The 26815-nt window shown below is 60.4% G+C and carries 24 protein-coding genes and 1 pseudogene; 12 read left to right on the top strand and 13 right to left on the bottom strand.

The window, feature by feature from the left end; all coding sequences use genetic code 11:
* The first annotated feature begins 118 nt into the window (after positions 1-118).
* The 6 genes from PMI11_RS05720 to pncA all read left to right on the top strand — a co-directional run bounded on the left by PMI11_RS05720 (position 119) and on the right by pncA (position 6270).
* On the top strand, positions 119-2611 hold the full coding sequence (locus tag PMI11_RS05720; protein ID WP_037070775.1) for an ATP-dependent helicase: 2493 nt from the start codon (positions 119-121) through the stop codon (positions 2609-2611).
* Positions 2612-2692: 81 nt separating this feature from the next.
* Positions 2693-3748: a lipase family protein gene (locus PMI11_RS05715; protein ID WP_007814386.1), complete on the top strand. Its 1056-nt coding sequence runs from the start codon at positions 2693-2695 to the stop codon at positions 3746-3748.
* Positions 3749-3989: 241 nt separating this feature from the next.
* Complete coding sequence (locus PMI11_RS05710) at positions 3990-4484, top strand: hypothetical protein (protein ID WP_007814383.1); 495 nt, start codon at positions 3990-3992, stop codon at positions 4482-4484.
* Between the two features lie 120 nt (positions 4485-4604).
* Positions 4605-4931 (top strand): hypothetical protein, encoded by a 327-nt coding sequence (locus PMI11_RS05705; RefSeq protein ID WP_007814381.1) that lies wholly within the window; start codon positions 4605-4607, stop codon positions 4929-4931.
* Positions 4928-5455, top strand: coding sequence for a GNAT family N-acetyltransferase (locus tag PMI11_RS05700; protein ID WP_007814379.1), 528 nt, complete (start codon positions 4928-4930; stop codon positions 5453-5455). Before PMI11_RS05705 ends, PMI11_RS05700 begins: the two co-directional genes overlap by 4 nt.
* 188 nt (positions 5456-5643) lie before the next feature.
* Complete coding sequence (gene pncA, locus PMI11_RS05695) at positions 5644-6270, top strand: bifunctional nicotinamidase/pyrazinamidase (RefSeq protein WP_007814377.1); 627 nt, start codon at positions 5644-5646, stop codon at positions 6268-6270.
* On the opposite strand, the gene PMI11_RS05690 is transcribed toward pncA, so the two are convergent.
* Positions 6271-6522 carry a DUF2164 domain-containing protein gene (locus PMI11_RS05690; RefSeq protein WP_007814375.1) on the bottom strand — a complete coding sequence of 84 codons (252 nt, stop codon included), beginning with the start codon at positions 6520-6522 and terminating at the stop codon, positions 6271-6273. It abuts the gene before it with no gap.
* A gap of 134 nt (positions 6523-6656) precedes the next feature.
* Between PMI11_RS05690 and PMI11_RS05685 the strand changes: the two genes are divergently transcribed.
* Positions 6657-7388 carry an AzlC family ABC transporter permease gene (locus tag PMI11_RS05685; protein ID WP_007814373.1) on the top strand — a complete coding sequence of 244 codons (732 nt, stop codon included), beginning with the start codon at positions 6657-6659 and terminating at the stop codon, positions 7386-7388.
* 1 nt (position 7389) lies between these two features.
* Positions 7390-7698, top strand: coding sequence for an AzlD family protein (locus PMI11_RS05680; protein ID WP_007814371.1), 309 nt, complete (start codon positions 7390-7392; stop codon positions 7696-7698).
* A gap of 24 nt (positions 7699-7722) precedes the next feature.
* Here PMI11_RS05680 and PMI11_RS05675 read toward each other — a convergent pair whose 3' ends face one another.
* The gene (locus PMI11_RS05675) at positions 7723-9558 is read right to left on the bottom strand and encodes an aminopeptidase P family protein (RefSeq protein ID WP_007814369.1); all 1836 of its coding nucleotides are present in this window, start codon (positions 9556-9558) and stop codon (positions 7723-7725) included.
* A gap of 278 nt (positions 9559-9836) precedes the next feature.
* On the opposite strand from PMI11_RS05675, the gene PMI11_RS37675 reads away from it, so the two are divergent.
* A complete protein-coding gene (locus PMI11_RS37675; protein WP_007814367.1) occupies positions 9837-10010 on the top strand; it encodes a hypothetical protein in 174 nt (57 codons plus the stop codon).
* Between the two features lie 170 nt (positions 10011-10180).
* Here the strand turns inward: PMI11_RS37675 and PMI11_RS05670 are convergent, their stop codons facing one another.
* Both PMI11_RS05670 and PMI11_RS05665 read right to left on the bottom strand, forming a co-directional pair.
* Entirely contained in the window at positions 10181-11059 is an 879-nt protein-coding gene (locus tag PMI11_RS05670; RefSeq protein ID WP_007814365.1) for a 50S ribosomal protein L11 methyltransferase, read from the bottom strand.
* A gap of 59 nt (positions 11060-11118) precedes the next feature.
* Positions 11119-11721, bottom strand: coding sequence for an SCO family protein (locus tag PMI11_RS05665; protein WP_007814363.1), 603 nt, complete (start codon positions 11719-11721; stop codon positions 11119-11121).
* A gap of 434 nt (positions 11722-12155) precedes the next feature.
* Between PMI11_RS05665 and PMI11_RS05660 the strand changes: the two genes are divergently transcribed.
* Entirely contained in the window at positions 12156-14120 is a 1965-nt protein-coding gene (locus tag PMI11_RS05660) for a methyl-accepting chemotaxis protein (protein ID WP_007814361.1), read from the top strand.
* A gap of 2 nt (positions 14121-14122) precedes the next feature.
* Complete coding sequence (locus PMI11_RS05655) at positions 14123-14596, top strand: chemotaxis protein CheW (RefSeq protein WP_007814360.1); 474 nt, start codon at positions 14123-14125, stop codon at positions 14594-14596.
* Between the two features lie 48 nt (positions 14597-14644).
* Here PMI11_RS05655 and PMI11_RS05650 read toward each other — a convergent pair whose 3' ends face one another.
* Positions 14645-15136 (bottom strand): CreA family protein, encoded by a 492-nt coding sequence (locus tag PMI11_RS05650; RefSeq protein WP_007814358.1) that lies wholly within the window; start codon positions 15134-15136, stop codon positions 14645-14647.
* Between the two features lie 66 nt (positions 15137-15202).
* Entirely contained in the window at positions 15203-15793 is a 591-nt protein-coding gene (locus PMI11_RS05645) for a 3'-5' exonuclease (protein WP_007814356.1), read from the bottom strand.
* 275 nt (positions 15794-16068) lie between these two features.
* Here PMI11_RS05645 and PMI11_RS05640 point away from each other — a divergent pair, with 275 nt between their 5' ends.
* Positions 16069-16617 carry a GNAT family N-acetyltransferase gene (locus PMI11_RS05640; protein ID WP_007814355.1) on the top strand — a complete coding sequence of 183 codons (549 nt, stop codon included), beginning with the start codon at positions 16069-16071 and terminating at the stop codon, positions 16615-16617.
* 173 nt (positions 16618-16790) lie between these two features.
* Here the strand turns inward: PMI11_RS05640 and ligA are convergent, their stop codons facing one another.
* From ligA to ftsA, 7 genes and pseudogenes are all read right to left on the bottom strand, one after another.
* A complete protein-coding gene (gene ligA, locus PMI11_RS05635) occupies positions 16791-18947 on the bottom strand; it encodes an NAD-dependent DNA ligase LigA (RefSeq protein WP_007814352.1) in 2157 nt (718 codons plus the stop codon).
* A gap of 74 nt (positions 18948-19021) precedes the next feature.
* Positions 19022-19540: pseudogene (locus tag PMI11_RS05630) on the bottom strand (DUF6886 family protein).
* 71 nt (positions 19541-19611) lie between these two features.
* Positions 19612-21285, bottom strand: coding sequence for a DNA repair protein RecN (gene recN / locus PMI11_RS05625; RefSeq protein ID WP_007814346.1), 1674 nt, complete (start codon positions 21283-21285; stop codon positions 19612-19614).
* A gap of 5 nt (positions 21286-21290) precedes the next feature.
* Positions 21291-22160: an outer membrane protein assembly factor BamD gene (locus PMI11_RS05620; protein WP_193385595.1), complete on the bottom strand. Its 870-nt coding sequence runs from the start codon at positions 22158-22160 to the stop codon at positions 21291-21293.
* Positions 22161-22433: 273 nt separating this feature from the next.
* On the bottom strand, positions 22434-23390 hold the full coding sequence (gene lpxC, locus PMI11_RS05615) for a UDP-3-O-acyl-N-acetylglucosamine deacetylase (protein WP_007814342.1): 957 nt from the start codon (positions 23388-23390) through the stop codon (positions 22434-22436).
* 261 nt (positions 23391-23651) lie between these two features.
* Positions 23652-25361 (bottom strand): cell division protein FtsZ, encoded by a 1710-nt coding sequence (gene ftsZ / locus PMI11_RS05610; RefSeq protein WP_007814341.1) that lies wholly within the window; start codon positions 25359-25361, stop codon positions 23652-23654.
* A gap of 56 nt (positions 25362-25417) precedes the next feature.
* On the bottom strand, positions 25418-26749 hold the full coding sequence (gene ftsA / locus PMI11_RS05605) for a cell division protein FtsA (RefSeq protein ID WP_007814338.1): 1332 nt from the start codon (positions 26747-26749) through the stop codon (positions 25418-25420).
* Positions 26750-26815 lie beyond the last annotated feature (66 nt).

The following is a 26815-nucleotide window of genomic DNA, read 5'->3' as shown; positions in this document are numbered from 1 at the left end:
ACTCTTGGGCAGGCTTCCCGACCAGGCAAATAAACAGGCTGAGGATAGCGCAGCCGCTGGGAATGAAAGCAGAACATCTTTTCTGGTCTTTCCTTCCCGAATCACTACATTACGCGCCATGAGCAATAGTTTCGACGATATGCCCTTCTTCGACGAAGAACCGGGCGATGCGCCGCGCAAGCCGCAACCGCCCGCCGCGCCCGCAAGGGCGCCCGCTGCCGGCGGCGGCATTGCTGCCCGCGCCATGGCGGCCCGCGATGGCGGCCGCCCAGATTATCTCACCGGCCTAAACCCGGAACAGCGTGAAGCCGTCGAGACGCTCGAAGGCCCCGTCCTCGTGCTCGCCGGCGCAGGCACGGGCAAGACGCGCGTACTGACCACCCGCATTGCCCATATCCTCCAGACCGGCCGCGCCTTCCCCTCGCAGATCCTCGCCGTGACCTTCACCAACAAGGCCGCCCGCGAGATGAAGGAGCGCATTGCGCTTCTCGTCGGCGGCGCCGTCGAAGGCATGCCCTGGCTCGGAACCTTCCACTCGATCGGCGTCAAGTTACTCCGCCGCCACGCCGAACTCGTCGGCCTGCGCTCGGATTTCACCATCCTCGATACCGATGATGTGATCCGCCTCATCAAGCAGATCATCCAGGCCGAAGGCCTCGACGACAAGCGCTGGCCAGCCAAGCAGTTCGCCGGCATGATCGATACCTGGAAAAACAAGGGTCTCGGCCCCGCCGATATTCCCGAAGGCGACGCCCGCGCTTTCGCCAATGGCCGCGGCCGCGATCTCTACTTCGCCTATCAGAACCGCCTGTCGACGCTGAATGCCTGCGATTTCGGCGACCTGCTGATGCATCCGATCGCGATTTTCCGCAAGCAGCCGGATCTGCTCAAGGAATATCACCAGAAGTTCCGCTACATCCTCGTCGACGAGTATCAGGACACCAACACCGCCCAATATATGTGGCTGCGGCTTCTCGCCCAGCGCCCCAAGGGCGAGCCGCAGAATGTCTGCTGCGTCGGCGACGACGACCAGTCGATCTATGGCTGGCGCGGCGCGGAAGTGGACAATATCCTGCGCTTCGAGAAGGATTTTCCGGGCGCCAAGGTCATCAAGCTGGAGCGCAACTACCGCTCGACGGCCCATATCCTGGGTGCCGCCGCCCATCTCATCACCCATAATGAAGGCCGCCTCGGCAAGACGCTCTTCACAGATCGTTCCGATCCTGACGACGTCAAGGTGCAGGTCCACGCTTCCTGGGATTCCGAGGAAGAGGCACGTGCCATCGGCGAGGAAATCGAGCGCCTGCAGCGCGGCGATGCCGACGGCAAGAAGCATCTGCTGAACGACATGGCGATTCTTGTCCGCGCCTCGTTCCAGATGCGCGAATTCGAAGATCGCTTCGTCACCCTCGGCCTGAACTACCGCGTCATCGGCGGCCCGCGCTTCTATGAACGCCTCGAAATTCGCGACGCCATGGCCTATTTCCGCCTCGTCGCCCAGCCGGCTGACGACCTCGCCTTCGAGCGCATCATCAACACGCCGAAGCGCGGCCTCGGCGATACGACGGTGCGCGCGCTGCATGATTACGCCCGCGCCCGTGATGTCCCGATGCTCGCAGCCGCCGCCGACATGATCGAGACGGACGAGCTGAAGCCGAAGGCGCGCAAGGCTCTCTTCGACGTGATTCAATCTTTCCGCCGATGGCAGGAACTGCTTGAAAACACACCACATACCGAACTTGCCGAGCAGATACTCGAAGAGTCGGGCTATACGGACATGTGGAAGAACGACAAGAGCGCCGAAGCGCCTGGCCGCCTTGAAAACCTCAAGGAACTCATCCGCTCGATGGAAAGCTTCGAATCGATGCGCGGCTTCCTGGAGCACGTTTCCCTCGTCATGGATGCCGAGACCAACGAGAACCTCGACGCTGTTTCCATCATGACGCTGCACTCGGCCAAGGGCCTGGAATTCGACACGGTCTTCCTGCCCGGCTGGGAGGAAGGCCTCTTCCCGCACCAGCGCTCCCTCGATGAATCCGGCCGCGCCGGCCTGGAGGAAGAACGCCGCCTCGCCTATGTCGGCATCACCCGCGCCAAGCACCGCTGCCACATCTGGTTCGTCTCCAACCGCCGCATCCACGGCCTCTGGCAATCGACCATCCCCTCGCGCTTCCTCGACGAGCTGCCGGAAACCCATGTGGAAGTCGCCGAGATGGAGCAGAATTACGGCGGCTACGGCCGTGGCGGCGGTTATGGCCAGTCGCGCTTCGACAAGGCCGATCCCTTCTCCAATTCCTATTCGACGCCCGGCTGGAAACGCGCCCAGGCCAACAAGACCGACGCCACCCGCGACAACTGGGGCACCCGCTCCGGCCACGCCGTGGAGCGCATCGGCTACGGCGAAAGCGGCCCGCGCGGCCGCACCATCGAGGGCGAACTGGTGGCGAAATCGACAGCGACCGAACCCTCGCGCTTTGCTGTCGGAGATCGCGTCTTCCACATCAAATTCGGCAACGGCTCCATATCAGGCATCGAAGGCAACAAGCTGACGATCGACTTCGACCGGGCCGGCCAAAAGCGTGTCCTGGATGGGTTTGTAGAACGGGTATAATACAACTATTCCGATTGACTTTCGCGAGGCACCCCGCGTAAATTCTCCCATTATTAGGGCGAGTATTCGGGGGAATTATTCGTGCGATTGTTTCTTCAACTACTTTTGGTCATTCTTGTTCAAACAACATTCTACTCCACCGCAGAAGCAACCGATGACCGAAATCGGGATCTGTCATGCAAGGGCGAAGTCATTCGCCCCGTCGACTACCGGTACGACGGCAAGAAGCTGAATTATAATCGCGAGCTTGTATCAGCCGCCTACGGGATATTCGCGGCAGCGAATGTCGATGCCTATGCCGACAACGCAAATGGAATAGTATTCGACATCGGAAAGAAGTCGCTTGGACTCGGATGGTACGATTTCGATTTCAATCCGCAAAGCTGGAGGGAAAATCGCTATTCCGATAACCTGACCGGGCTGTCCTTCGATGTTTATTACCGCCCCATGGCGGGCTGCACGGTCATTCTCATGGCGATCCGCGGAACCGACTTCACCTCGTTTGGTGATTGGTATTCCAACTTTTCCTGGTTCACCCAGGCCATTCCTCTTCCCAACCAGTACAGAAAGATCAAAGCGCAGTTCAAGGAGCTTCAGAAACGCGTCAATGAGCGGTTCGGGCGCGATGTCCGTTTCATCGTTACCGGCCATTCCCTTGGTGGAGGATTGGCGCTTCATGTCGCAACATGTTTCGATGGAGTTTCTGCTGTCGTTTTTGATCCCTCGCCCGTTGTTCACAGCTGCGGCAAGACACCTCCCGTCGTAGTGGAGGCCAGCGAGGACTACGAAATTCTCTCCAAGCTGCGCAGGCTTGCGAACAGAAAGCTCGACTCCAAAGAAAACCAGCTGTCCTTCTCCCGCTACAAGGTCAACATAATCGAGCTGGGCAAAGGAGACGGCGTCGCTCAGCACGCGATGATAAATCTTGCTGCGGGCATGCTGAGAATGCCGCTGAACTGCAGAACGCAGTCGGAATATCCATGCGAAATAAGTGACGGCTTTGTCAGGCAGACGCAGGACTATTCATACAAGCTCTATTGCGGCCAGCTGCGCCGGGAGTTCCCTGATGTCGATCAGACAATTGCGGCCAACGGAGGCGTGACAAAAGGTGGACGGGATATCGTCTGTATTCGCTAGCCCGCAACAAGAGAAGTCCGTTGGCGAGCGGTGACCGTGATTCTATCTTGCGATCTTGAATTTCTTAATAAATTAGAACAGACGAATTCGGTTGCACCGAGGGTTGATGCTCACGGCGATTCACGTCAATAGCCACTCGCACTGACAAAACGCCGCTTTGACCCGACTCGCGAACAGGCTTAGCCCGGTCATTGCCCGCCCATGAAAGGCAGGCTTCACAAGACCTTCAAAGGAGGTTCAAGTGACCAGTGTTTCAGCCCTGGGCAGCACGCTGACCCAGTACCAAGCCCCTCTCAATCCTCTCGACAAGAACGGTGACGGCGTCGTCTCTGCGGACGAGCTTGCCGCCGCTTCCCAATCCTCGTCCACCAACGCCTCGTCCGCCGGCGATGACGATTCCTCCGGCTCTGATGTCGTTCAGAAGATCGCAGCCGATATTCTGGCGCTCATGCTCTCGCTCCAGAAGACGGACGACGACAGCAAGGCCGGCACCGATGACAATAGTGACGATTCCAAGGGTGCGCTCGCTGCTCTGGATGCGAATGGCGACGGCAAGTTGACCACATCGGAACTTCTTTCCGCCGACCCGCAGAAGATTGCCGCCGCCGGTGGTGACGATCAAGACAGCGGCCTGATGGCCAAAGTCCTGACTGACATGCAGACCGCGCTTCGCGCATACCAGACGACCTATGGCAACTCGCCCGTTGCAAACGGCGACAGCGACCAGACGGCCTGATGCAATGAGGCTCCGCCGGGGGAGCCTCGCTGAACAGGCAATGCGCTTTCCTCAGTCGCGGAGACAGCCTCTCTTCGCCAGCCGCTTGCGCTGGCTTGATTTATCGGAGAGGTTGCCAAGATGATTGACCATTCTTCCATCGATATGAAAGTCTTGCGGCAGATCGGCTGGGATCATTGGGATCCGCTCGGCATCAGACAATGGAAAGATCCGGCGTGGCGCAAAGCTGCAGCCGACGAATACGATTCCTACCTTCTCCACGCCGTCGGTATGGTTCTTCAAAACTCTTCACTGGAAGCAGTTGCGGCTTACCTCGACAAGATCGTCGTCATCAATATGGGGATCGGGCCTGTTAATGCTGCTATTCACAACGCTTCGGCACGAACCGTCGACGCGATGGCCGCCTGTCTTCGAACCGGATCCTACGACGCACGAGATGCCCAATGACGGCAATACCGACGCTTCAAACCGAGCGCCTGATCCTGCGGCCTCCCATGATGGAAGACTGGCCGGATTATCACGCGCTGATGATCTCCGATCGCGCGCTCTATATGGGTGGCCCGCATTCGACCAAGGCCGCTTGGGGCATGTTCTGCCATGACGTCGCCCTCTGGGCGCTGATGGGCCACGGTGCCCTGATGATGGAGGATCGCGCCACGGGACAATGCCTCGGCCAAGTTGGCATCAATCACGGTCCGCTCTTTCCCGAGAAGGAACTGGGCTGGCTCGTCTATCCGCAAGCAGAGGGCAAAGGTTATGCCTATGAGGCAGCCGTTGCCTTGCGCGACTGGGCCTTTGCAGTGCGTGGCCTGAAGACTCTGGTGAGCTACATCGCTCCTCCCAATGTGAGGTCGATCCGTCTCGCCGAACGGCTTGGCGCCATGCCGGATGCAGCAGCGGCGCGCCAGGAGGGTGATGAGGACGACCTGGTCTTCAGGCATCCGGCTCCCCAGCGCATGCATAAGCCCTAATATAAAACGCGAAATACTTGCCGCTTTCGCGTATAACGCGAACGGCAGCAGAAAAATACGTTGATGCAGCCATTTGCCACTCTCGATACGAGAAATAGCACTTGCGCCTTGCCCCCCGGAAATCCACTAGTTGATTGTGCTGGCACTGGTCGGCATTTTGCGACGCGGAATGCGTAAGGGATAGCTTGATGAAGGCGTTGCTGCTGGTCGATATTCAGAATGGCTTCTGTCCCGGAGGCAACCTGCCGGTTCTGGATGGCCATGAAGTTGTTCCCGTCGCCAACAGCCTCATCGACAGCGGCAAATACGATCTCATCATCGCCTCGCAGGACTGGCATCCGGCCGACCACGGAAGCTTCGCCTCCTCGCATCCCGACAAGAACCCTTTCGAGATGGGCGAACTCTCCGGCAAGCCGCAGATGTTGTGGCCGGATCACTGCGTGCAATATACGCGCGACGCCGAACTGCACCCCGAGCTCCACTCTGCCCAAATCGACCTCATCCAGCAGAAGGGCGAGAACAAGAATGTCGACAGCTATTCCGCTTTCCGCGACAACGATCAGTATGCCGTGACCGGCCTTGCCGATTTCCTGGTGGATCAGGGCATCACCGAACTCGACGTCTGCGGGCTTGCGACGGATTATTGCGTAAAATTCTCTGCGCTCGATGCGCTGGAGCTGATCCCTGGTGTCAAGGTCCGCTTCATCGAGGACGCAAGCCGTGGCATAACGCCCGAAGGTGTCGCCGCGGCCATCGACGAGATGCGCCAGAACGGCATTGAGATCGTCAACAGCGCCGATATTCTGGCTGCCTAATCAGCCGTTCTTCTCGCCTTCGCGCTCCAAGAGATAGATCTCCTCTCCGAAATCCTCCATGCTCTTCAGGAAGGCGGCGTGGGCATCTCTCAAGCCGCGATTATAGAAATAGGGTCCGATCTTCTCGGCGAAGAAGTCGAGCAGGAATTCGGCCGGCAGCGCGCCGATCGGGTCGAGCTCACGGTCGAAATATTGCCGGATGCGCGAAACGATTTCCGCTTTTTCCTCTTTTGTAAATTCGATCTTCTTCATTGTCTCCCTCGCCTTGCCGGTGACGTAAACCGGTAACGCTTCAGCAAAATCGATTGATGAATCAAGGAAATTCAATTGCCGCAGCAGGTGAGACACCATAGAGGGAAATTTCAATTCCAACAGGACCTAATCCCATGAATCGCGCCGACTTTGTCGAAGGTTTGCGGGGCGGATTTGCCGTGGCGCTCGCTTCTGCCCCCTTCGGAGCGCTGTTCGGCGCCCTTGCCGCCGAGCAGGGCATGTCGCTCTCCGAACTTACCTTCATGAGCGCCACCGTCTATGCGGGCGCCAGTCAGCTGGTCGGTATCGAGCTTTTCGGCCACAATGTGCAGGCTTGGGTGATCGTTCTATCGATCCTCGCGGTCAACTTCCGCCACGTGCTCTATTCTGCGGCGATTGCCCGCTACATCAGGCATTTCACGGCGATCCAGAAGTTCTTCACCTTCTTCCTGCTGGTCGATCCACAATTTGCCGAGACCGTCAGGCGCGGTGAGGCAGGTCAGCCCGTTACCTTCACCTGGTATCTCGGCTTCGGCATCATCATTTACATTCCGTGGGTCATCATCAGCCTTATCGGCGGCATGCTCGGATCCCTCATTGGCGATCCGAAGACGATCGGCCTCGATATCCTGCTGCCGGCCTATTTCCTCGGCATCGTGCTCGGCTTCCGCAAGCGTGACAACTTCCTGGCTGTGGCACTGACGAGCGCCGTCGCCTCGGTCATCGCCTATCATTTCGTCGGCTCCCCCTGGCACGTAAGCCTGGGCGCTGTGGCAGGCATCCTCCTTGCCGCGCTGATGCCCCTGCCCGCCGAGGAGCCGGATCTTGAAGCCGACGCTCTCAACACCGAAAACCACGAGGTCTGAGATGCAGTTCGATCTCCACATGGCTCTCGTGATTCTGGCTGCTGCAGCCGCGACCTTCGCGACCCGCATCGGCGGCTACATCATGATCACCAAGATGAAGCGCATTCCGCCGCGCATGGAAGCGGCGCTGAACGCCGTGCCGGCAGCAGTGCTGACGACGCTTGTCGCGCCCGCCTTCTTCATCGGTGGTTGGGATTCGAAACTGGCGCTCGCAGTCGCCCTCATCATCGGCCTGCGCTTCTCGCACACCTGGATGCTCGCGGCCGCCTGGATCATCGTGATGACCTGGCGGCACACGATCGGTCTCTAAACCGAAGGCCGGATATCCGGCCGCTCAGTATTCCAAAGGCAGAGTCGCATTCTCCAGCCATGCCTTGACGTCATGGTCGTGGATCAGCGGCATCAGAGCCTCGCGCGTCTGGCGGTGGTATTCGTTGAACCAGTGCAGCTCGTCATGCGTCAGCAATTCGGGGATGACGATGCTGCGATCGATCGGGCAGAAGGTCAGCGTCTCGAAGCCGAGCATCGGCATGTCGCCGCCATCGATGGCTTCAGCCTCCCGCACATAGATCAGGTTCTCGATGCGGATGCCGAAATGGCCGGGCCGATAGTAACCCGGCTCGTTGGAGAGGATCATGCCCGGCAGCAGCTCCTGAGTCGAAAGCCGCGAAATGCGCTGCGGCCCCTCGTGAACCGAGAGATAGGAGCCGACACCATGGCCCGTGCCATGCGCAAAATCGGCCCCTGCCCGCCATAGCGCGATGCGTGCCAGCGGATCGAGATCGCAGCCGCGCGTGCCCTTCGGAAAACGCGCTGTGCTGATCTGGATCATGCCCTTCAGCACCAATGTGAAGAAGCGTTTGTGCTCTTCGCTGACAGCACCGATGCCGACAGTGCGGGTGATATCGGTCGTGCCGTTGATATATTGCGCGCCGGAATCGATCAGGAAGAGTTCGCCCGGGTGGATATGCCGGTCGGTCGCCGTCGTCACCCGGTAGTGCATGATGGCCGCATGTTCGCCGGCACCCGAGATCGTGTCGAAGGAAATATCCTTCAGCGGGTTCTGCATGCTCTGACCCAGCCTGGCGCGAGCCGCTTCCAGCCGTTCGGCGGCGCCAATTTCGGTGATCGTGCCGGGCTTGCTCTGCGACAGCCAGTAGAGAAACTCCACCATGGCCGCACCGTCCTGCAGATGGGCAGCGGCCGAGCCATTGATCTCGACGCTGTTCTTCACAGCCCGCGGCAGCTTTGCCGGATCGACACCTTCCACGACTTCGCCGCCAGCCTTGCGGATGATCTCGGCGAGTGCATAGGAGGCGATATCGGGATCGATGAGGATGCGGCCGCCATCCTTGGCGACCGCAGCGAGCTTCTCATCCAGCAGCGAGGGCGCAAGCTGGGTGGCGATCTGCGCGAGATAGGCTTCCGGCTCGATGCCGGTCTTGCGCTTGTCGAGGAAGATCTCCGCCTTGCCGTCGGCATGGATGATGGCGCGCGCCAGCGGATGCGGCGTATGCGGCACGTCAGCGCCGCGGATATTGAAGATCCAGGCAATGGAAGACGGGTCGGCGATGAGCACTGCCTTGAGGTTCTTCTTGCCGAGATCGGCGGCAATGATGGCGATCTTGTCCTTGGCGAGAATACCGGCCTGCGCCACGTTCTGGATGACGACAGGCCCAAGCGGTTCCGCCGGCCGGTCAGCCCAGAGCTTGTCGAGCGGATTATGCGGCAGGAAAACCAGTGCGCCACCGATCTCCGACACCGCCTTTTCGAGCTTGCGCACCTCGGCACCCGAATGCAGCCACGGATCGATACCGAGCTTCAGCCCTTTCTTGCCATGCGCAGGCAGCCAGACATGCGGCGGTTCGTTGACGAGATCGCCGCCCGTGAAGACCGACCCATCCACCTGCTCGGCAAGCTGCGTCACATAGCGCCCGTCGACATAGACGATCGCTTCCGTCCGGGTGATCAGCGCAACGCCCGCAGAGCCGGTAAAGCCAGTGAGCCACGACAACCGCTCCGCGCAGGCAGGCACGTACTCGCCGTTATATTCATCGGCGCGCGGCACGAGGAAAGCATCGATGCCGAGCGCGTCGAAACTGGCGCGCAGTGCGGAAACCCGTTCCCTGCCGAACTGCGGCGTGGAGGTGACTTCGAAAGACTGGAACATGCTGGAAACCCGAATGAATGAAACGAATCCGGTTAATGGGATAACGGCCATGTTAGCGAATTTTCAGTCATTGGGGAGAAAAAGCGATGCGAACCGCCTGGGAAGGCCAGGCCGCCCAATAATTTGGCAGAAATGTGTCTCGATGTGGGAAACTGGCACGCTTCATGCATTACGCGCATGGCTGCAATGAAACAAACCCTCTGCCACCGCATGACGGAATAGCTATATACAGCGCATCGAACGGTTCACGACGAACCATCAACAAAGGATTTTTTGAAATGACCGCCTCTCTCTCGCGCTTCGCTTACAGCAGCCCGGTACAGGCTGGCGAACGCCAGACTGTGCGTCACGTCATCGGTGCCCGCCGCCCACAGAATGAGGATAGCCTCAAGGTGCTCGCAGCAGGCCAGCGTTCCACGCGCCACAAGGGCGCACCGAGCTACGCATTCTGAGCTTAAAGCCCTTCCGATCCTCCTCCCTCCACCGGACAGGCCTATCGGAATGCAGTAGTGCCCGCTCGAGCATCCTCCTCCTTCGAGCTCGCGGGCAAGACCGGATTTAAATGCCGGTCCAAGGCGGTGCCCCTGGCACCGCCTTTTTTCTTGTTCTGAATTCCCCGAGATTACGGACGATCGAGATGGATCGTCACCCAGCCATTGCGCCAAATCGTGCGCACGTGGCGAAGCTTCGCGCCATTATAGGCGGCAATCACCTTCCAGCGCTGGCTGGCAAGGATGCCGGACAGGATCACCGATCCGCCCGGCGCCAGATTGGTGACGAGCTGCGGCGCCATTCTGATCAGCGGCCGCGCCAGAATATTGGCGATGATGAGGTCGAAAGGTCCATGTTCGGAAAAGGCGGTCGAATGGAAGCCGGGTGCCGTCACCGTGCTGATGCCGCTGGCGATGCCGTTGCGCCGAACATTCTCGGCCGCGACACGGACCGCGATCGGGTCGATATCGGTTGCAAGCACGGGAATGTTGCGCAGCTTGCGCACCGCAATTGCCAACACGCCGCTTCCCGTGCCGAGATCCAGCGCATTGCGCACCCTGCGTGCCCGGACCACCCGGTCGATCACCTCCAGGCAGCCGGCCGTCGTGCCATGATGGCCGGTACCGAAAGCCTGGCCGGCATCGATCTCGATGGCGATGTCGCCGGTGCGCACCTTGTCGCGATCATGCGAGCCATGAACGAGGAAGCGCCCCGCCCTGACGGGCTTCAGCCCTTCAAGCGATTTAACCACCCAGTCCACATCCGGAATGACCTCTCGCGACAGCGCGGCATTCGGGAAAGCATCCTTCAGCGCCGCCTCGATACGAGTGCGCACATCCGCCTCTTCCTCCGCCATCATGTAGACGGAGGCTTCCCAGATATCTTTCTTCTCGTCGATCTCGGTCGTGCCGATGGCAAAATCTTCTTCCCCGAAGACCTCGCTCAGAAGGTCGAGGATTTCCTCGGCCTGCTTTTCAGTCGTCGACACGTAAAGGCGGATTTCACTCACGATAGGCAATCTTTCCGGTTGCGTCGCCCGCTCCCGGTTCCAACATATTCAGCTGCCGGTCATCCCTTGGCGACGAGATTCTCAAGCTTCTTTATCGCCGTATCGGGGTTTTCGCCATAGGAGATCGTTCCCGCAAAACGCCCGGCCGAATCCAGCAGGAAGACCGAGGCCGTATGGTCCATCGTGTAATCTCCATCAGGATTTTTTTCGTCGACAGGCACCTTCTTGGCATAGACGCGGAAGCCCTTGATGACGTCGGCGATCTTGTCCGGCGGGCCGGAGATGCCGGTGATGCGCTTGGAAACATTCGAGACATACTCGTTCATGATCTCGGGCGTGTCGCGTTCGGGATCGACGGTCACGAAATAGGCCTGCAGCTTGTTACCCTCCGGATCGACCTTCTCCATCCAGCCGTTGAGCTCGAAGAGGGTCGTCGGACAGACCTCAGGGCAATGCGTAAAGCCGAAGAACAAGGCCGTCGGCTTACCGCGCAGGGCCTGCTCCGTAATCGGCTGGCCACTCTGCGAGACCAGCGTGAACGGCACCCCGAACGGACCCTCAGCCACCACTTCCCTCGTTCGGCTCTGGTCCAGCGTGAACCAGCCGAGCACACCGGCGAGTGCTAGCACTGCGATCCAGACGGCGATACGGAAATTCTTCATGGTACTTTCCTTGCTAGCAATTCCAGCAAAAGTGCGCAGCGGTTTTGCGTCCGGAATTGCGTAAAAACAAAAGTCCGGATGCCCCCATCCGTCTCGCCTGTGTGATTATAGTCGCGATCGCAGCCACGCAATTCAAGAATGCGTTTTCTCACCCGTGATTAATTGCCCCACCTTGATGAATGCCAGATGCGGGCAAACGTCCTGAGAAAAAGTCGTACAAAGGCGAATTATCGCACCTTTCTAACGGCTTGCCGTGAACGGCTCGAAGCAACCCCAAGAAATATATCGTTAGGAAAGGCTTAATTTCGGATATCTATATTTAGTAATGCACACAGTGCTTCGGCACTGTTCCGACATGATGTCGGCCGGAGCATGAACCGGATCAGCATAAAAATCGAGGGAACTAAAAACCGCCTGGGGCGGAGGGTGGCTTTATGACAAATTCGACGGTTCGCAGAAACCTTTCGGTCGGCCAGCGGCTCTGGACGCTCGGCGGGGCTGCTCTCATCGGCTTCGGCTCGATGCTCGGCATCGGCTGGTACGAGAACATGCAGGTCGATACCGGCCTGCGCCGCGCTGACGAGATCCAGCAGAGCATCGACAGCATCAACGACATGCGAGTCGCCAATCTGACGCTGGTTCTCGCCGCCATGGACTCGATCGTCGACCGGGAAGAGAAGATCGTCCAGCCCGACCGCCTGAAGATCATTGCCGATTCGCTAGCAACTCTCTCCAGCGGCTCGAAGGAAATAAGCATGATCGCCGAGGAGCTGAAGGCCGGCGACCTGCTGAAAAGCTACGATTCCGATGTCGGCGCGCTTCGCCAGGCCATCCAGGTGGACCTCAAGGCGCTCGTCGAACAGGGCGCGTCCGATGCCGAATTCGACAAGATTGACGATCGTATCGACGCTGACGGCGAAAAGCTCGCCGCCACCCTCGACAAGTTCGCCAGTGACGGCACCGTCGTTGCCCGCAAGCGCATCGAAAGCGCCAACGAGACCTCCCGCAACTCGCTGGTCATCCAGATCGCGCTTGGCGTCATCGCCATCCTCACCATGGCTGCGCTGCAATATATCCATGGCGGCTCCATACGCCGCGGCATCGTCACCGTGCGCGAAAGCATGCTGCGCATCTTGAACGGCGATCTTGCAAGCAACGTCGCCGGTAAGGAGCGTGGTGACGAGATCGGCGAAATGGCCCGCGCCGCCGAACGCTTCCGCCTTGCAGCCATCGAAAAGATCGATCTGGAAGCCCGCACCGAGACCGACCGCCAGCGCAGCGATGCCGAGCGCCGCGAGCGCGAATCTGCCAAGCTTGCCGATGCGGAGGCGCTGAGCGCCGCCGTCATGGCGCTCGCGCAGGGCCTCACCCGCCTTGCCAACGGCGATCTGACGGCGACCATCGACCAGCCATTCCGCGACGAGCTGGAAAGGCTGCGTCAAGATTTCAACCAGACTGCCATGCGCCTGCGCAGGGCGATGAGCGACATTGCCCAGAACAGCGGCTCGATTCAGGCCAACAGCCACCAGATGCGAGCCGCCGCCGACGACCTTGCCAAGCGCACAGAACAACAGGCCGCTTCCCTGGAAGAGACCTCGGCGGCGCTGGACGAGATCACCGCCACCGTCCGTAACGCCACCAACCGCGCCGAGGAAGTCGGCAACATGGTCGCTCACACTCGCCAGAACACCGAGAAATCCGATGCCATCGTTGGCGATGCGATGGCCGCGATGGAGCGAATCGAAGGCGCTTCCCGCGAGATCGGCACCATCATCAACGTCATTGATGAGATTGCTTTCCAGACGAATCTGCTGGCACTCAACGCCGGCGTCGAAGCGGCGCGTGCTGGCGAAGCCGGCAAGGGTTTTGCGGTCGTCGCCCAGGAAGTGCGCGAACTGGCCGGCCGCGCAGCCGGAGCAGCCAAGGATATCAAGACCTTGATCGGAAAATCCGGCGCTGAAGTCAAAATCGGCGGCGAATTAGTGACGGCTGCCGGCGAGGCTTTGCGCCAGATCGGCGAAGATGTTTTGCGCATCGACGGTCATGTTAAATCAATCGTAACCTCTGCGCGCGAACAATCAGTCGGACTGAATGAGATCAATACAGCCATCAGCCAGATGGATCAGGTGACGCAGAAGAATGCGGCCATGGTGGAAGAAACGAACGCCGCCAGCCACACTCTCGCAACTGATGCGGAAAACCTGACGCAGCTGGTTCGGCAGTTCAATATCGGCGAGGGCATGAGCGCCCGTCAAACGCCGCGAGAAGCCTCCGCAGCCTCGCATCCGAAGTCTTCACCCGCACGGCGCCTCATCGGCAAGGTCGCGGGCGCATTCACGGGCGGCGCAGCCGCCAGGACACTCGCCTCTCCGGCCGGAGACAACTGGGAAGAATTCTGATCATGAACAACAACAACGCCATCAAGCAGTCGGGTGCCTATCTCGAAATCGTTTCGTTCCATCTGGGCGATCAGGAATTCTGCATCGACATCATGGCCATCCGCGAAATCCGCGGCTGGGCGCCGGTCACCCCGATGCCGCACACCCCGCCTTACGTTCTCGGCCTCATCAACCTGCGCGGCGCGGTGATCCCGGTCATCGACATGGCCTGCCGCCTCGGCATGAAGATGACGGAGCCGTCAGAGCGTTCCGCCATCATCGTCACCGACATCGCCGGTAAGCTCGTCGGCCTGCTGGTCGAGCAGGTCTCCGACATGATGACCATCAAGAGCGAAGACCTTCAGCCGCCGCCGGAAATCATCCCGGAAGCCCAGCGCGCCTTCTGCCGCGGCATCGTCGCGCTCGAAAAGACCATGGTCTGCTTCCTCAACCTCGACACCGTCATCGCCGACGAGCTGTCACGCGAAGCTGCCTGATCGCTCTTCCCATCTGGTATCAGAAGGCCCGGCTCGTCCGGGCCTTTTTCATTGCGGCTTGCCGTTCTTCCACACCACGTCCTGCCCGTAGAGCGGGATCGTCGAAATCGACATCTTCGCCGAACCATCCGTCAGCTCGCGCGAATGGGCGAGATAGATTAGCGTATTATTCGCCTTGTCGTAGATGCGGTTGACTGCCAGCGTCTTCCAGATCAGCGACATGCCCTGGCGAAACACTTCGCTGCCATCCTTGGACATATCGATATTGCCGATCTCGATCGGCCCCGTCTGGCGGCAGGCGATGGAATTGTTCGAGGGATCTTCGAACCAGTTGCCGTTCTTGAACCGGTCGATCAGGCTGCGGTCGAAATAGGTGACATGGCAGGTCACTCCCTTCACCTCAGGGTCGGAGACCGCCTCGATTATGATGTCGTTGCCGATCCAGTCGACCCCGACCTTGCCGACGACTTCTGCGGATGTCGCGCCTGCGGAAACGGTGAGGAACGCTGCAGAGAGGAAAAGATTGCGCAAAGCGGACATGGCAACTCCCGTGTTGATCCGGAAGCTAAGATAAGAATGGCCAAACCCTTTGCAAGAAAGCGAAGCTCAGCTCTTGCGGCAGGTGCAGGGCGCGTAGCCGGCCGCCATCAGCCTACCTGGTGTCATACCGATGACAGCTGGAATGGCGGCAACCGTCGCAGCCTTGACGGCCTTTGCCATTTCGATTGCCGCTGCCGCGCAAACGGCAGCATCTTCAGCCGCATTATGGTGGACGAAACGCAGGCCGAGATGCTCGGCAATCAGGTTCAGCCGGTGCGACAGGAAATGCGGCCAGATGCGCTGCGCCATCTTCAGGCTGCAGAGATAGGTCAGCTCCGGATAGGACTGCCGGTAAAGATCGAGGCTCGCCCGCCAGACGCTGAAATCGAAGGCGGCATTATGAGCGATCATCGTCGCGCCTCGGAAGTCGTCAACAAACTCGTCCATGACCTCGGGGAATTCAGGCGCATCCTCGACATGCTCAGGGCGAATGCCGTGGATCGCGATATTCATGCCGGAAAAGCGCATGTCGCGTGGGCGGATCAGCCGCTCCTCGACCCGCGTCACCCGCCCGTCTTCGATCCAGGCAAGGCCGACCGAGCAAGCACTGCCGCGCTGTTCGTTGGCTGTCTCGAAATCGATGGCGATGGTCTTCACGGGCAGATATCCGAATCGTCTGTCCTTATCGGAATAAAGATAGCCGCATCCGAAGGCAAATTATGGCCTGTTGACATCTGCACGCGAATGGCGAAACTTCCGTCCATGATCAACTCTGCGGCCCACACCCTTCATCTTATCACCACGACCCTTGCAGGGTACGCGGGAGAGATAGTGCGTCACTAGCCGTCCGATCATCCTCGAGAACCCTGCCGAGGCGAGCAGGGTTTTCCGAAAACTCCGCTCTCCTCTTTTAGAACCCCAAGGAGAGTATGATGTCAGTCAATCAGGATACCCCACCCGAGAATCCTTTCTTGCAAGGCCTCAGCGTTCGCGCCTTGCGCATGAGCGATCTCGAAGCCGTCACCGAACTGATGAACCTGCCGGGCTACCGGGCGGGAACACTGCGCCCGCCCTTTCAAAGCATCGACGCCGTGCGCAAGCGTATGGAAACCCCCTCGCCCAGTGCGCTCAATCTCGTCGTCGAGCTCGATGGCAAGCTCGTTGCCAACGGCGGTATGAACCGCTTCGAAGGGCGACGCCAGCACGCCGCAAGTCTCGGCATGGGGGTGCACGACGATTTCACCGGCCGCGGCGTCGGAACCTTCCTGATGGCCGCCTTCCTCGACGCCGCTGATAACTGGCACGACATTAAGCGGATGGAATTGACCGTCTACACGGATAACAAGGCAGCCATCCGCCTCTACGAGAAATTCGGCTTCGAGAAGGAAGGTCTGCTCAGGTCCTTCGGCTATCGCGACGGGCAATATGTCGATGCCTATACGATGGCGCGGCTGAGGAACGAGAAGAGCGGCGGGCTCTAACTACAACTGGGTCTGCCAACCTCTCCTCCGTCATGCTCGGGCTTGTCCCGAGCATCTAATGCCGTCTCATATATTGATGCCTGGCAGATCCTCGGGACAAGCCCGAGCATGACGGCGAGTAAAAGGCAGGCCTGTAAAAAGACGGAGGCCCGACGTCTAGCGCAGTGCTCCCCTCACCCGCCAATCAGCGCCAGCCACTCGTCCTCGTCCATGGTCTGGACACCGAGTTCGCGGGCCTTGTCGAGCTTGGAGCCGGCGCCGGGGCCAGCAACCACGATATCGGTCTTCTTGGAGACCGAACCCGCCACTTTTGCCCCGAGGCCTTCGGCCCTCGCCTTCGCCTCTTCGCGGGTGAACTTCTCCAGCGAACCGGTAAAGACGACCGTCTTGCCCGCGACCGGGCTACCCGTTGTAACCGGCTGTTCGGCCTCCTGCGGCGTCACCTCGTCGATCAGGCGGCCGATCACCTCGATATTGCGTGGCTCCTTGTAGAATTCCACAATGGCGCGCGCCACGACCTCGCCGATGCCCTCGATGGTGTTGAGGTCGTTCCAGGCATCGCCCGAAAGCGTTGCCGCCTCCTTCATTGCCGTCGCAAAGGCCTCGTAGGTATTGTAGGAGCGCGACAGGAGCTTCGCCGTCGTCTCACCCACATGACGAATGCCGAGCGCGTAGATGAAGCGATGAAGGGCAATGCTGCGTCGCTCATTGATCGCCGCATAGAGCTTGCCGACGCTGACCTTGCCGAAACCGTCGATATTCTCCAGCTTGGTGATCGACTGCTGCTGCCGCTTCTCCAGCGTGAAAATATCGGGCGCCGTGCGGATCTGCAGCGCAGGATCCTCGCTCTCGAAGAAGAAGTCGATCTGCTTGGAGCCAAGTCCCTCGATATCAAAGGCATTGCGCGAAACGAAGTGCTTTAGCTCTTCCGTCGCCTGCGCGCGACATATGAAGCCGCCGGTGCAACGAGTGACGGAATCGAGCTTGCCGGTCTTTTCATGCCGCTCACGCACCGCATGCGAACCGCAGACCGGGCACACTTTCGGAAACTGATAGGGCTGCGCCTCAGCAGGCCGCTTTTCCATGACGACATCGAGCACCTGCGGGATCACGTCACCGGCACGCTGCACGATGACGGTGTCGCCGATGCGGATATCGTGCTCCTCCTCACGGATGCGCTCGCCGTTGTTGCCGATACCCTTGATATAATCCTCATTGTGCAGGGTCGCATTGGTGACGACGACGCCGCCGACGGTGATCGGCGTCAGCCGCGCCACCGGCGTCAGCGCGCCGGTCCGGCCGACCTGGATGTCGATATTCTCGACAACAGTGAAGGCCTGCTCGGCAGGAAACTTGTGCGCAGTCGCCCAGCGCGGGCTGCGCGAGCGGAAGCCGAGACGCTGCTGCAGCTCGAGGCTGTCCACCTTGTAGACGACGCCATCGATATCGTAATCGAGGTCCGGTCGTTCGAGGCCGATCTCGCTGTAATGGGCAAGGATATCGTCAACCGAGCTCAGCCGCTTCATCAACGGATTGACCGGGAAACCCCAGCTTTTGAAGGTCTCGACCATGCCCATCTGCGTATCGGCGGGCATGTCCGACATCTCGCCCCAGGCATAAGCGAAGAATCTCAGCTTGCGGCTCGCCGTCACTTTCGCGTCGAGCTGGCGCAGCGACCCCGCGGCAGTGTTGCGCGGATTGACATATGTCTGCTTGCCTTCGGCCTCCATTTGAGCGTTCAGCGCCATGAAGTCGCTCTTGGCCATGTAGACCTCGCCGCGCACTTCCACGACGGATGGAACACCCTTCGGCAGCTCGTTTGGGATTTCCTTGATGGTGCGGATATTGGCCGTGACGTTTTCGCCCGTCGTGCCGTCGCCGCGGGTCGCGCCCGTCACCAGCTTGCCGTTCTCATAGCGGATCGACATGGAAAGCCCGTCAATTTTCGGCTCGGCCGTAAAGGCGATGGAATTGTCCGGCAGGCGGCCGAGGAAGCGATAGACGCTGGCAACGAAGTCGCGCACATCCTCTTGAGAAAAGGTGTTGTCGAGCGACAGCATCGGCCGGGCATGAACGACAGGCGCAAACGTGTTGGACGGCTCGGCCCCCACGCGGCGTGACGGGCTGTCCTCGCGAATGAGCTCCGGAAACCGCGCCTCGATCGCATCGTTGCGGCGCTTCAGCGCGTCATAGTCAGCATCGGAAATCTCCGGCTGGTCCTTGCCATGATAGAGCGCATCGTTACGCGCAACCTCCTTGGCCAGCCGTCCCAGTTCGATGGCAGCGTCTTCAAGGGTCAGGTCCTCAACAGCGACGGATTCGGTCGACATGCAGCTTCACTCCAGAGAATCTGCAATGGTTTTAGAGCAAAATTCCGCGATTGAAATAGCACCAATGTTTTGAATTATGGCTGCGCGTTGCGCAGTCTGATGGCGCTGACATGTAGCGCACTATCCTGCAGGGCCTTCAGCGGCATGGGGCTGTCAACGACACGGAGCTCGATGCCGCGCGGCGCAAATTCGCGATCGAGGCCGGACATGGCTGTGAGTGCGAGCGGCAGAACCGTCCTGCGCGACACCCACATTCCCGCGTCCTGCAGGTCCTCGAAACTATCGGACGGCATCTCGTAGCGGTGGATGCTTTCGGCCTACAGCCGCGCCAGCCAGCCACGCTCGATATAGGCGGCACCCCGCCAGTCGCCGAGCAAGCGGCGATCTTCATCTAATGTCTCGGGCGTCGCCCAGATCAGAATACGCGGACAATCGCGCGGAAAGAGATACATGAAGTCGTGGATGTCATCGATCGCCCAGACGAGCGGACCGTTCAGCCATTCCATTCCCGCCAGACGCTCCGAGGGAACGCGCACAGGGCGCGGCTCAAAAACCGCAATAGCGGGATCATCGCTGAAATGGAAAAGCCGCATCATGGCCGAACCTCACCGGTGGGTGACGTCAGATAGCGCAGCACCTCCGGCTTGTCACCGGCGGCTTATGCCTAGCCGTTCCCCGCCAGCAACCGCGCGGCAGCCGCCCTCGCCTCTTCCGTCACGGAGGCCCCTGCGAGCATGCGGGCAATCTCTTCCGTGCGGTCCTTCTGGGCCATGGTTGCGACACGCGTGGCGATCTTGTCGGAGCCGTCGCCGGACGGCCCCTTGGAGATCAAGAGATGCGTGGCAGCGCGGGCCGCCACCTGCGGCGCATGAGTGACGGAGAGAACCTGCACGCGCTCGGAAAGCCGTTTCAGCCGCTGGCCGATCGCATCCGCCACCGCTCCACCCACGCCCGTGTCGATTTCGTCAAAGACGAGCGTCGGCGCCGAGCCGCGGTCGGCAAGCGCCACCTTGAGCGCCAGCAGGAAGCGCGAGAGTTCGCCGCCCGAGGCGACCTTCATGATCGAGCCCGGCCGTGTGCCCGGATTGGTCTGGACGTGGAATTCCACAACATCGATGCCCTCGGCCGTCGCCTCCTCCGCATCGGTGGTGATCTCCACCATGAAGCGGGCGCGCTCGAGCTTCAGCGCCGGCAGCTCGGCCATGACGGCCTGCGCCAGCGCATCGCCGGCATGGTGACGTTTCTCGGAAAGCGAGCGGCCGGCCGCATCGTAATTCGCCTTGGCGACCCCGACTTCCGCCTCGAGTTTGGAGAGGCGCTCCTCACCGGCATCGAGATCGGCAAGATCGCTGATCATACGCACGGCGAGCGCCGGAAGCTCGGTGACGGGAACGGAATATTTACGGGAGGCAGCGCGCAGCGCAAACAACCGCTCTTCGACGCGCTCCAGTTCCTTCGGATCATATTCTGTCTTGCGCAGCGCGGCTTCCACTTCCATCTGCGCATTCGAAAGCTGATCCAGCGCCGCATCGAGCAGGGCTACAGTGTCTTCCAGCAGGCCGGGCGCCTCATGGCTCTTGCGCTCCAGACGACGCACCAGCGAGGCGATATGCGGCACGGGAGAGGCATTGCCGTTGAGGAATTCGGAGGCCTCGGCGATATCGCCGGCAATACGCTCCGCCTTCATCATCTTCTGGCGGCGGTCGGCAAGCTCATCCTCTTCGCCATCGCGTGGCGAGAGCTTTTCGAGCTCTTCGACGGAGGAGCGCAGATAATCCGCCTCGCGGGCAGCGACCTCGACCTTCTCGCGGTGCTTCTTGAGCGTGCGCTCGCTGTCGCGCCACTGCCGGTACAGCGCGGCCACGCCCTGCACATCCTCGTTGATGCCCGCAAAGGCGTCGAGCAGCGTTCTGTGGGCATTGGTATCGACAAGTGCGCGGTCGTCGTGCTGGCCGTGGATCTCGACCAGCATCTGTCCAGCCTGACGCATTAGCTGCACGCTGACAGGCTGGTCGTTCACATAGGCCTTGGTGCGCCCATCGGAGGATTGCTGGCGGCGAAAGATCAGATCGCCTTCGTCATCGATGCCGTTTTCGCGCAAGAGCCTGCGGGCGCCGTGATCCAGGCCGACATCAAAGACGGCGGTCACCTGGCCCCTCTCCTCGCCATGGCGAACGAGGCCGCCATCGCCGCGCCCGCCAAGGGCCAGCGACAGACTGTCGAGCAGGATGGATTTGCCCGCACCCGTCTCACCCGTCAGCACGGAGAGGCCGGTCTCGAAGGCAAGATCCAGCCGCTCGATCAGAACGATATCGCGGATCGAAAGCTGGATCAGCATTGGCCTCAGGAACCGAGAAGGAGTTTCTTGCCCGCTGCAGCGATCCACGAACCCTTGTTTTCACGCGGTTCCGCGCCGCCCGACTGCAGCAGCTTGTAAGAATCAGCATACCACTGGCTGTCGGGATAATTGTGACCGAGAACGGCAGCGGCAGTCTGCGCCTCCTCGACGACGCCTAACGCATAATAGGCTTCGACGAGACGGGCGAGCGCCTCCTCCACCTGATTCGTGTTCGGATATTTCTCGACGACGATGCGGAAGCGCGAGATCGCGGCAAGATATTCCTTGCGCTCCATGTAATAGCGGCCGACCTGCATTTCCTTGCCGGCCAGCTGGTCGCGCGCAAAGCGCATCTTGGCCTGCGCGTCATCCACGTATTCGGAGTCAGGATAGTTGTCGACGACGGCCTGCATCGCCTCGATCGTCTTCTGCGAGGCGCGCTGGTCCTGTGTCACGTCGACGATCTGCTTGGAATAGGTCAGGCCCACGAGATACTGCACGTAAGCGGCATCCTTGGACTTCGGATATTGCGCCATATAACGGTTGCCCGATGCAAGCGCGTCGTCGAAGCGGCCCTGGCGGTATTTGACGAAGGTGCTCATGACGAGCGCCTTGCGCGCCCATTCCGAGAAGGGGTTCTGCGCATCGATCGCGTCGAACTTGCGCGCAGCTTCGGCCATGTTGCCGGCCTTCATGTTGGCGAGGCCTTGGGTGTAAAGCACATCTGGCGGATCGGTTTCGAGGCCGAGCTTGGTGATGTCGATATCAGGGTCCGACTGGCAGCCGGAAATCAAGGCACCTGCGCTCAGCACCATCACGGATGCGAGCAAAGCGCGCGCTGTCTTCATCATCATGTCAGACCTTGCATAAGCCATTCGAAAGAATCCCACCGCCGCCGTCCACTCCACAGCAGCCACGCCTAGCTGGCGTTTCTAGCCACAAATACCTGTCAAGAGCAACGCAATGATCACGCATTAACGCATTTTTGTGGCAGCACTGCCGAGAATGTCTGGCTTTTCACCGGCATTCGAAGCGGCAGCGGCTAAATATATGCCGCAAAACATCTATCGACGCGCTTGTGGCCCCTTCCCCATAAAAAAACCGCCCCCGTTAGGAGGCGGCCCTGGCCTTAATTGGTATACTGGAGGTCATGCCGACCAGGGGGCGAATTCCGGAGCGCTGACTGCAATGAATTCGCGAACGGCAACGCGCTGGCGCGGCGTCGAAGTCTCGACCACTTCATAGGCCGAGGCATCGCTGAGCAGTGCCTTGAGAGCGTTGGCGTTCATCTTGTGGCCGCCGCGATAGGAACGGTAGCAGCCGATGAACTGTGCGCCGGCGAGCGCCAGATCGCCGACGGCATCGAGCGTCTTGTGACGCACGAACTCGTCCTTGGCATAGCGCAGGCCTTCGACATTGATGACGGTATTGTCGTCGGAGATGACGACCGAGTTTTCAAGCGAGGAGCCGAGGGCATGGCCCGAAGCCCAGAGACGCTCGACATCACGCATGAAGCCGAAGGTGCGCGCACGCGACAGTTCGGTCTTGAAGACGGCGGCGGTGAGATCGCCTTCCCACTTCTGGCGGCCGATCAGCGGGCATTCGAAATCGATCTCGACTTCGAAGCGCGTGCCGTCATAGGGGCGGAACTCGCTCCAGGAACCGCCATGCTCGATACGAACCGGCTTGGTGATGCGGATGTAGCGGCGCTTGACGCCGAGGGAAACGAGACCGACCTGTTCGATAGCTTCGACGAAGGGAACCGAGCTGCCATCCATGATCGGCATTTCGGCGCCGCTGACTTCGATCACGACATTGTCGAGGCCGAGAGCGTAAACGGCTGCCATCACGTGTTCGATCGTCGCGACGGAATGGGCCGGCGAGAAGCCGAGAACGGTGCAGAGATCGGTATTGCCGACCTGCGAGGAGACAGCCTTCAGTTCGCTAACGTCGCCATTGTCATGGATGCGCTGGAAAATCACGCCGGTGCCGGCTTCGGCCGGATTGAAGGTGATCGAAACGTCGGCACCAGAATGAACGCCGATGCCCGAAAGAGTCACCGGACGCGATACCGTCGTCTGAAAGCCCAACAAGCCAAGTCCCATAAAATTCTGCCTTTATTCTTCCATACCCATTGTTGCCAACCGGCTGGATCTTTCTTCTACACTGCCCGAACCGCTCGAAGCGGACTCTAAGGGCAGTTCGCTTGCCTCATACTTACGTGGACGCGCGCTGCAATCCAAATCACTGTTCGTTTCGATTTGTTACGAAATCCGCAGAGCGAAAAGCATTTAGAATTCAATCAGGTAGAAATGCAAACGCCCGGGATTACAGTCCCGGGCGTTTTCTGTGGAGAAGTGCTCTTCTCAGTTCGACTGGCGGCGCAGGAAGGCCGGGATTTCCAGCTGGTCGTCTTCCTGCATCATGCGGGCCTGCGGAACGGCACGGCCCTGGTCGTCGAGGTTACCGCGACGCGGTGCGTAGAGGCTTGCTTCCGGCGACAGCGGACGGCGCTGCTGCGAGGATGCAGCCGGCGCGGAGGTCATTTCCGGAGCGACCTCCTCTTCGCGGCGGCCGAGCGAATTGGTGATTCGCTTGAGCAGACCCATCGGGCCGCGCTCTTCCTGGACGTGCGAAGCAGCAGGCTGCGAGCGATGGTCGATCTCAGCCTGGACGACCGGCGGGAAGTCCTCGACCTTCGGCATGCGGACCTGCTCGGGAGCCTGGCGGATCACCGGCTGGTGCATTGGCTGCTGCTGCATGACCGGCTGTGGAGCCGACTGCTGCATGACGGGAGCCGGCTGTACCGGAGCTTGACGGATCACCGGGGCTGCTTCAGGCGCAGAAGCAAAAATCTTGCTCTGCGGGCGGAAGGTTTCCTGCATCGCCGGCTGCTGCTGGATCGGGGCAGCGGCACGCGGAGCCGGGATTTCCAGTTCACGTTCCATCTCCGCTTCAGCCATACGGATGGTCTGTGCAATCTGGTCGGCCTTCGGTGCCTGCATTACCGGAGCAGGCTGAACTGCGGCCGGAGCCGGAGCAACGGCCGCGGAGGGACGGATAGCCGGCTTTGCGACCGGCTGGAACGAACGATCGGCAGCCTGGTTCATCGCGCGGTCGATACCGGTGGCGACGACCGAGACGCGGATGATGCCTTCGAGCGATTCGTCGAAGGTCGCCCCGAGGATGATGTTGGCGTCCGGATCGACTTCTTCGCGGATGCGGGTTGCAGCTTCGTCGACTTCGAAGAGCGTGAGGTCGCGACCGCCGGTGATGGAGATCAGCAGGCCCTGTGCGCCCTTCATCGAGGTTTCGTCGAGCAGCGGGTTGGCGATCGCCGCTTCGGCGGCCTGCATGGCGCGGCCCGAACCGGAAGCTTCACCCGTACCCATCATTGCGCGGCCCATTTCGCGCATGACCGAACGGACGTCAGCGAAGTCGAGGTTGATGAGACCTTCCTTCACCATCAGGTCGGTGATGCAGGCAACACCCGAGTAGAGAACCTGGTCGGCCATGGCGAAAGCGTCGGCAAAGGTCGTCTTGTCGTTGGCGATCCGGAAGAGATTCTGGTTCGGAATGACGATAAGCGTATCGACAGACTTCTGCAGTTCCTGAATGCCGGATTCGGCCAGACGCATGCGGCGTCCGCCTTCGAAGTGGAACGGCTTGGTGACGACGCCGACCGTCAGGATGCCCTTGTTGCGGGCGGCCTGTGCGACAACAGGAGCAGCACCCGTACCGGTGCCGCCGCCCATGCCGGCGGTGACGAAGCACATATGCGTGCCGTTCAGGTGATCGACGATCTCGTCAATGCATTCTTCGGCGGCTGCACGGCCGACTTCCGGCTGTGAGCCGGCGCCGAGACCTTCCGTGACGCTGGCGCCGAGCTGAATGATCCGTTCGGCCTTCGTCATCGTCAGAGCCTGGGCATCCGTGTTGGCAACGACGAAGTCGACGCCCTGGAGGCCTGCGGAAATCATGTTGTTGACGGCATTGCCGCCGCCGCCGCCGACGCCGAACACGGTGATGCGCGGCTTCAGCTCGGTGATGTCAGGCTTTTGCAGCTTGATAGTCATGGTACCAGTTCCTTCTCTCTCTGGCCGCATCGCCACGCCGGCCAATTCACTCAATTTCAAAAGCTTTCCTTCAGCCACTGGCCCATGCGGGCGATGCGGCTGTTATTACCTCCAAGCGACAGAAGCAGGCTGCTCTGTGACGCATGTGTTTCCATGTCCGCGACCTGCGGATAGATCATCAACCCGACGGCCGTCGAAAAGGCCGGGCCCTTGGCTGCCGTCGGAAGACCCGAGACACCCATCGGACGACCGATACGGACGTTGCGGGCCAGGATGCGGCGCGCCACTTCGGCAAGGCCGGTGAGCTGGCTGGCGCCACCCGTCAGCACGACACGCTTGCCGACGATCGGGCTGAAGCCCGAACGCTGGATCCGGTCGCGGATGAGTTCCATCGTCTCTTCGATGCGCGCCGAAACGATGCGCGAGACCAGAGCCCGCGGCACCTGCGTCGGCTGATCACGATCATCCTCGCCGATCGGCGGAATGGAGATCAGCTCACGCTCGTCGGAAGAATTGGTCAGCGCCGAAGCGTGGACCACCTTCAAACGTTCAGCATCCTCGATCCGTGTGGAAAGGCCGCGTGCGAGGTCGGTCGTCACATGATGACCGCCGAGGCCGACAGCATCGGTATGGACAAGCTTGCCTTCGGCAAAGACCGAAATCGTCGTCGTGCCGCCGCCCATGTCGATGGCCGCACAGCCAAGTTCGACTTCATCGTCGACGAGTGCGGCAAGACCAGATGCATAAGGTGTTGCAACGATTCCTTCCACCGAAAGATGCGCCCTGTTGACGCTGAGCTCGAGATTTTTGAGCGCCGAGCGTTCCGCGGTCACGACATGCATGTCGACACCGAGTGCATCGCCATACATCGCCAGCGGATCGCGGATGCCGCGCTCACCGTCGAGAGAGAAGCCGGTCGCCAGCGAATGCAGGACGGCCCGGTCCTGGCGCAGCGACTGCTGGCAGGCGGCCGAAAGCACCTTCTTCAGGTCGTTCAACTCGACTTCCTGACCGCCGAGATCGATGGTCGCGGTATAGATGTCGCTGCCGAGGCGGCCGGCCGTCAGGTTGACGATCAGGCTCTCCACGGTGAGGCCCGCCATGCGCTCGGCCGCGTCGACGGCAAGGCGAATGACGCTTTCCAGCGCATCGAGATCGGCGATCACGCCGGTCTTGATGCCGCGCGAACGCTGATGGCCGATGCCGATGATCTCGATATTGTGCGTGCGACCCGGCAGGATCTGGCTTTCCTCACGCGGCGTCAGGCGGCCGATCATGCAGACGACCTTGGTCGAACCGATGTCGAGTACCGAAACGATGTGCGACCGCTTCGACGAAAGCGGCTTCAGGCGCGGCAATCCGAAATGGGATGAACCGAACATGCTCATATATTCTGCCCCGCCTTCTTTAAATCCTTGGTGCGCGCCGTGACTGCCGCCTGCCGGCGGGGTGCC

Origin of the sequence: Rhizobium sp. CF142, assembly GCF_000281145.1 — a bacterium.
GTDB lineage: Bacteria > Pseudomonadota > Alphaproteobacteria > Rhizobiales > Rhizobiaceae > Rhizobium.
This window is presented reverse-complemented; position numbering and strand designations above follow the sequence as displayed.

Excerpts from the sequence above, each read along its gene's own strand:
- PMI11_RS05720 (WP_037070775.1), top strand. The coding sequence starts at position 119 with ATGAGCAATAGTTTCGACGATATGCCCTTCTTCGACGAAGAACCGGGC.
- PMI11_RS05705 (WP_007814381.1), top strand. The coding sequence starts at position 4,605 with ATGATTGACCATTCTTCCATCGATATGAAAGTCTTGCGGCAGATCGGC.
- PMI11_RS05700 (WP_007814379.1), top strand. The coding sequence starts at position 4,928 with ATGACGGCAATACCGACGCTTCAAACCGAGCGCCTGATCCTGCGGCCT.
- pncA (WP_007814377.1), top strand. The coding sequence starts at position 5,644 with ATGAAGGCGTTGCTGCTGGTCGATATTCAGAATGGCTTCTGTCCCGGA.
- PMI11_RS05690 (WP_007814375.1), bottom strand. The coding sequence starts at position 6,522 with ATGAAGAAGATCGAATTTACAAAAGAGGAAAAAGCGGAAATCGTTTCG.
- PMI11_RS05685 (WP_007814373.1), top strand. The coding sequence starts at position 6,657 with ATGAATCGCGCCGACTTTGTCGAAGGTTTGCGGGGCGGATTTGCCGTG.
- PMI11_RS05680 (WP_007814371.1), top strand. The coding sequence starts at position 7,390 with ATGCAGTTCGATCTCCACATGGCTCTCGTGATTCTGGCTGCTGCAGCC.
- PMI11_RS05675 (WP_007814369.1), bottom strand. The coding sequence starts at position 9,558 with ATGTTCCAGTCTTTCGAAGTCACCTCCACGCCGCAGTTCGGCAGGGAA.
- PMI11_RS37675 (WP_007814367.1), top strand. The coding sequence starts at position 9,837 with ATGACCGCCTCTCTCTCGCGCTTCGCTTACAGCAGCCCGGTACAGGCT.
- PMI11_RS05665 (WP_007814363.1), bottom strand. The coding sequence starts at position 11,721 with ATGAAGAATTTCCGTATCGCCGTCTGGATCGCAGTGCTAGCACTCGCC.
- PMI11_RS05660 (WP_007814361.1), top strand. The coding sequence starts at position 12,156 with ATGACAAATTCGACGGTTCGCAGAAACCTTTCGGTCGGCCAGCGGCTC.
- PMI11_RS05655 (WP_007814360.1), top strand. The coding sequence starts at position 14,123 with ATGAACAACAACAACGCCATCAAGCAGTCGGGTGCCTATCTCGAAATC.
- PMI11_RS05650 (WP_007814358.1), bottom strand. The coding sequence starts at position 15,136 with ATGTCCGCTTTGCGCAATCTTTTCCTCTCTGCAGCGTTCCTCACCGTT.
- PMI11_RS05640 (WP_007814355.1), top strand. The coding sequence starts at position 16,069 with ATGTCAGTCAATCAGGATACCCCACCCGAGAATCCTTTCTTGCAAGGC.
- ligA (WP_007814352.1), bottom strand. The coding sequence starts at position 18,947 with ATGTCGACCGAATCCGTCGCTGTTGAGGACCTGACCCTTGAAGACGCT.
- recN (WP_007814346.1), bottom strand. The coding sequence starts at position 21,285 with ATGCTGATCCAGCTTTCGATCCGCGATATCGTTCTGATCGAGCGGCTG.
- PMI11_RS05620 (WP_193385595.1), bottom strand. The coding sequence starts at position 22,160 with ATGGCTTATGCAAGGTCTGACATGATGATGAAGACAGCGCGCGCTTTG.
- lpxC (WP_007814342.1), bottom strand. The coding sequence starts at position 23,390 with ATGGGACTTGGCTTGTTGGGCTTTCAGACGACGGTATCGCGTCCGGTG.
- ftsZ (WP_007814341.1), bottom strand. The coding sequence starts at position 25,361 with ATGACTATCAAGCTGCAAAAGCCTGACATCACCGAGCTGAAGCCGCGC.
- ftsA (WP_007814338.1), bottom strand. The coding sequence starts at position 26,749 with ATGAGCATGTTCGGTTCATCCCATTTCGGATTGCCGCGCCTGAAGCCG.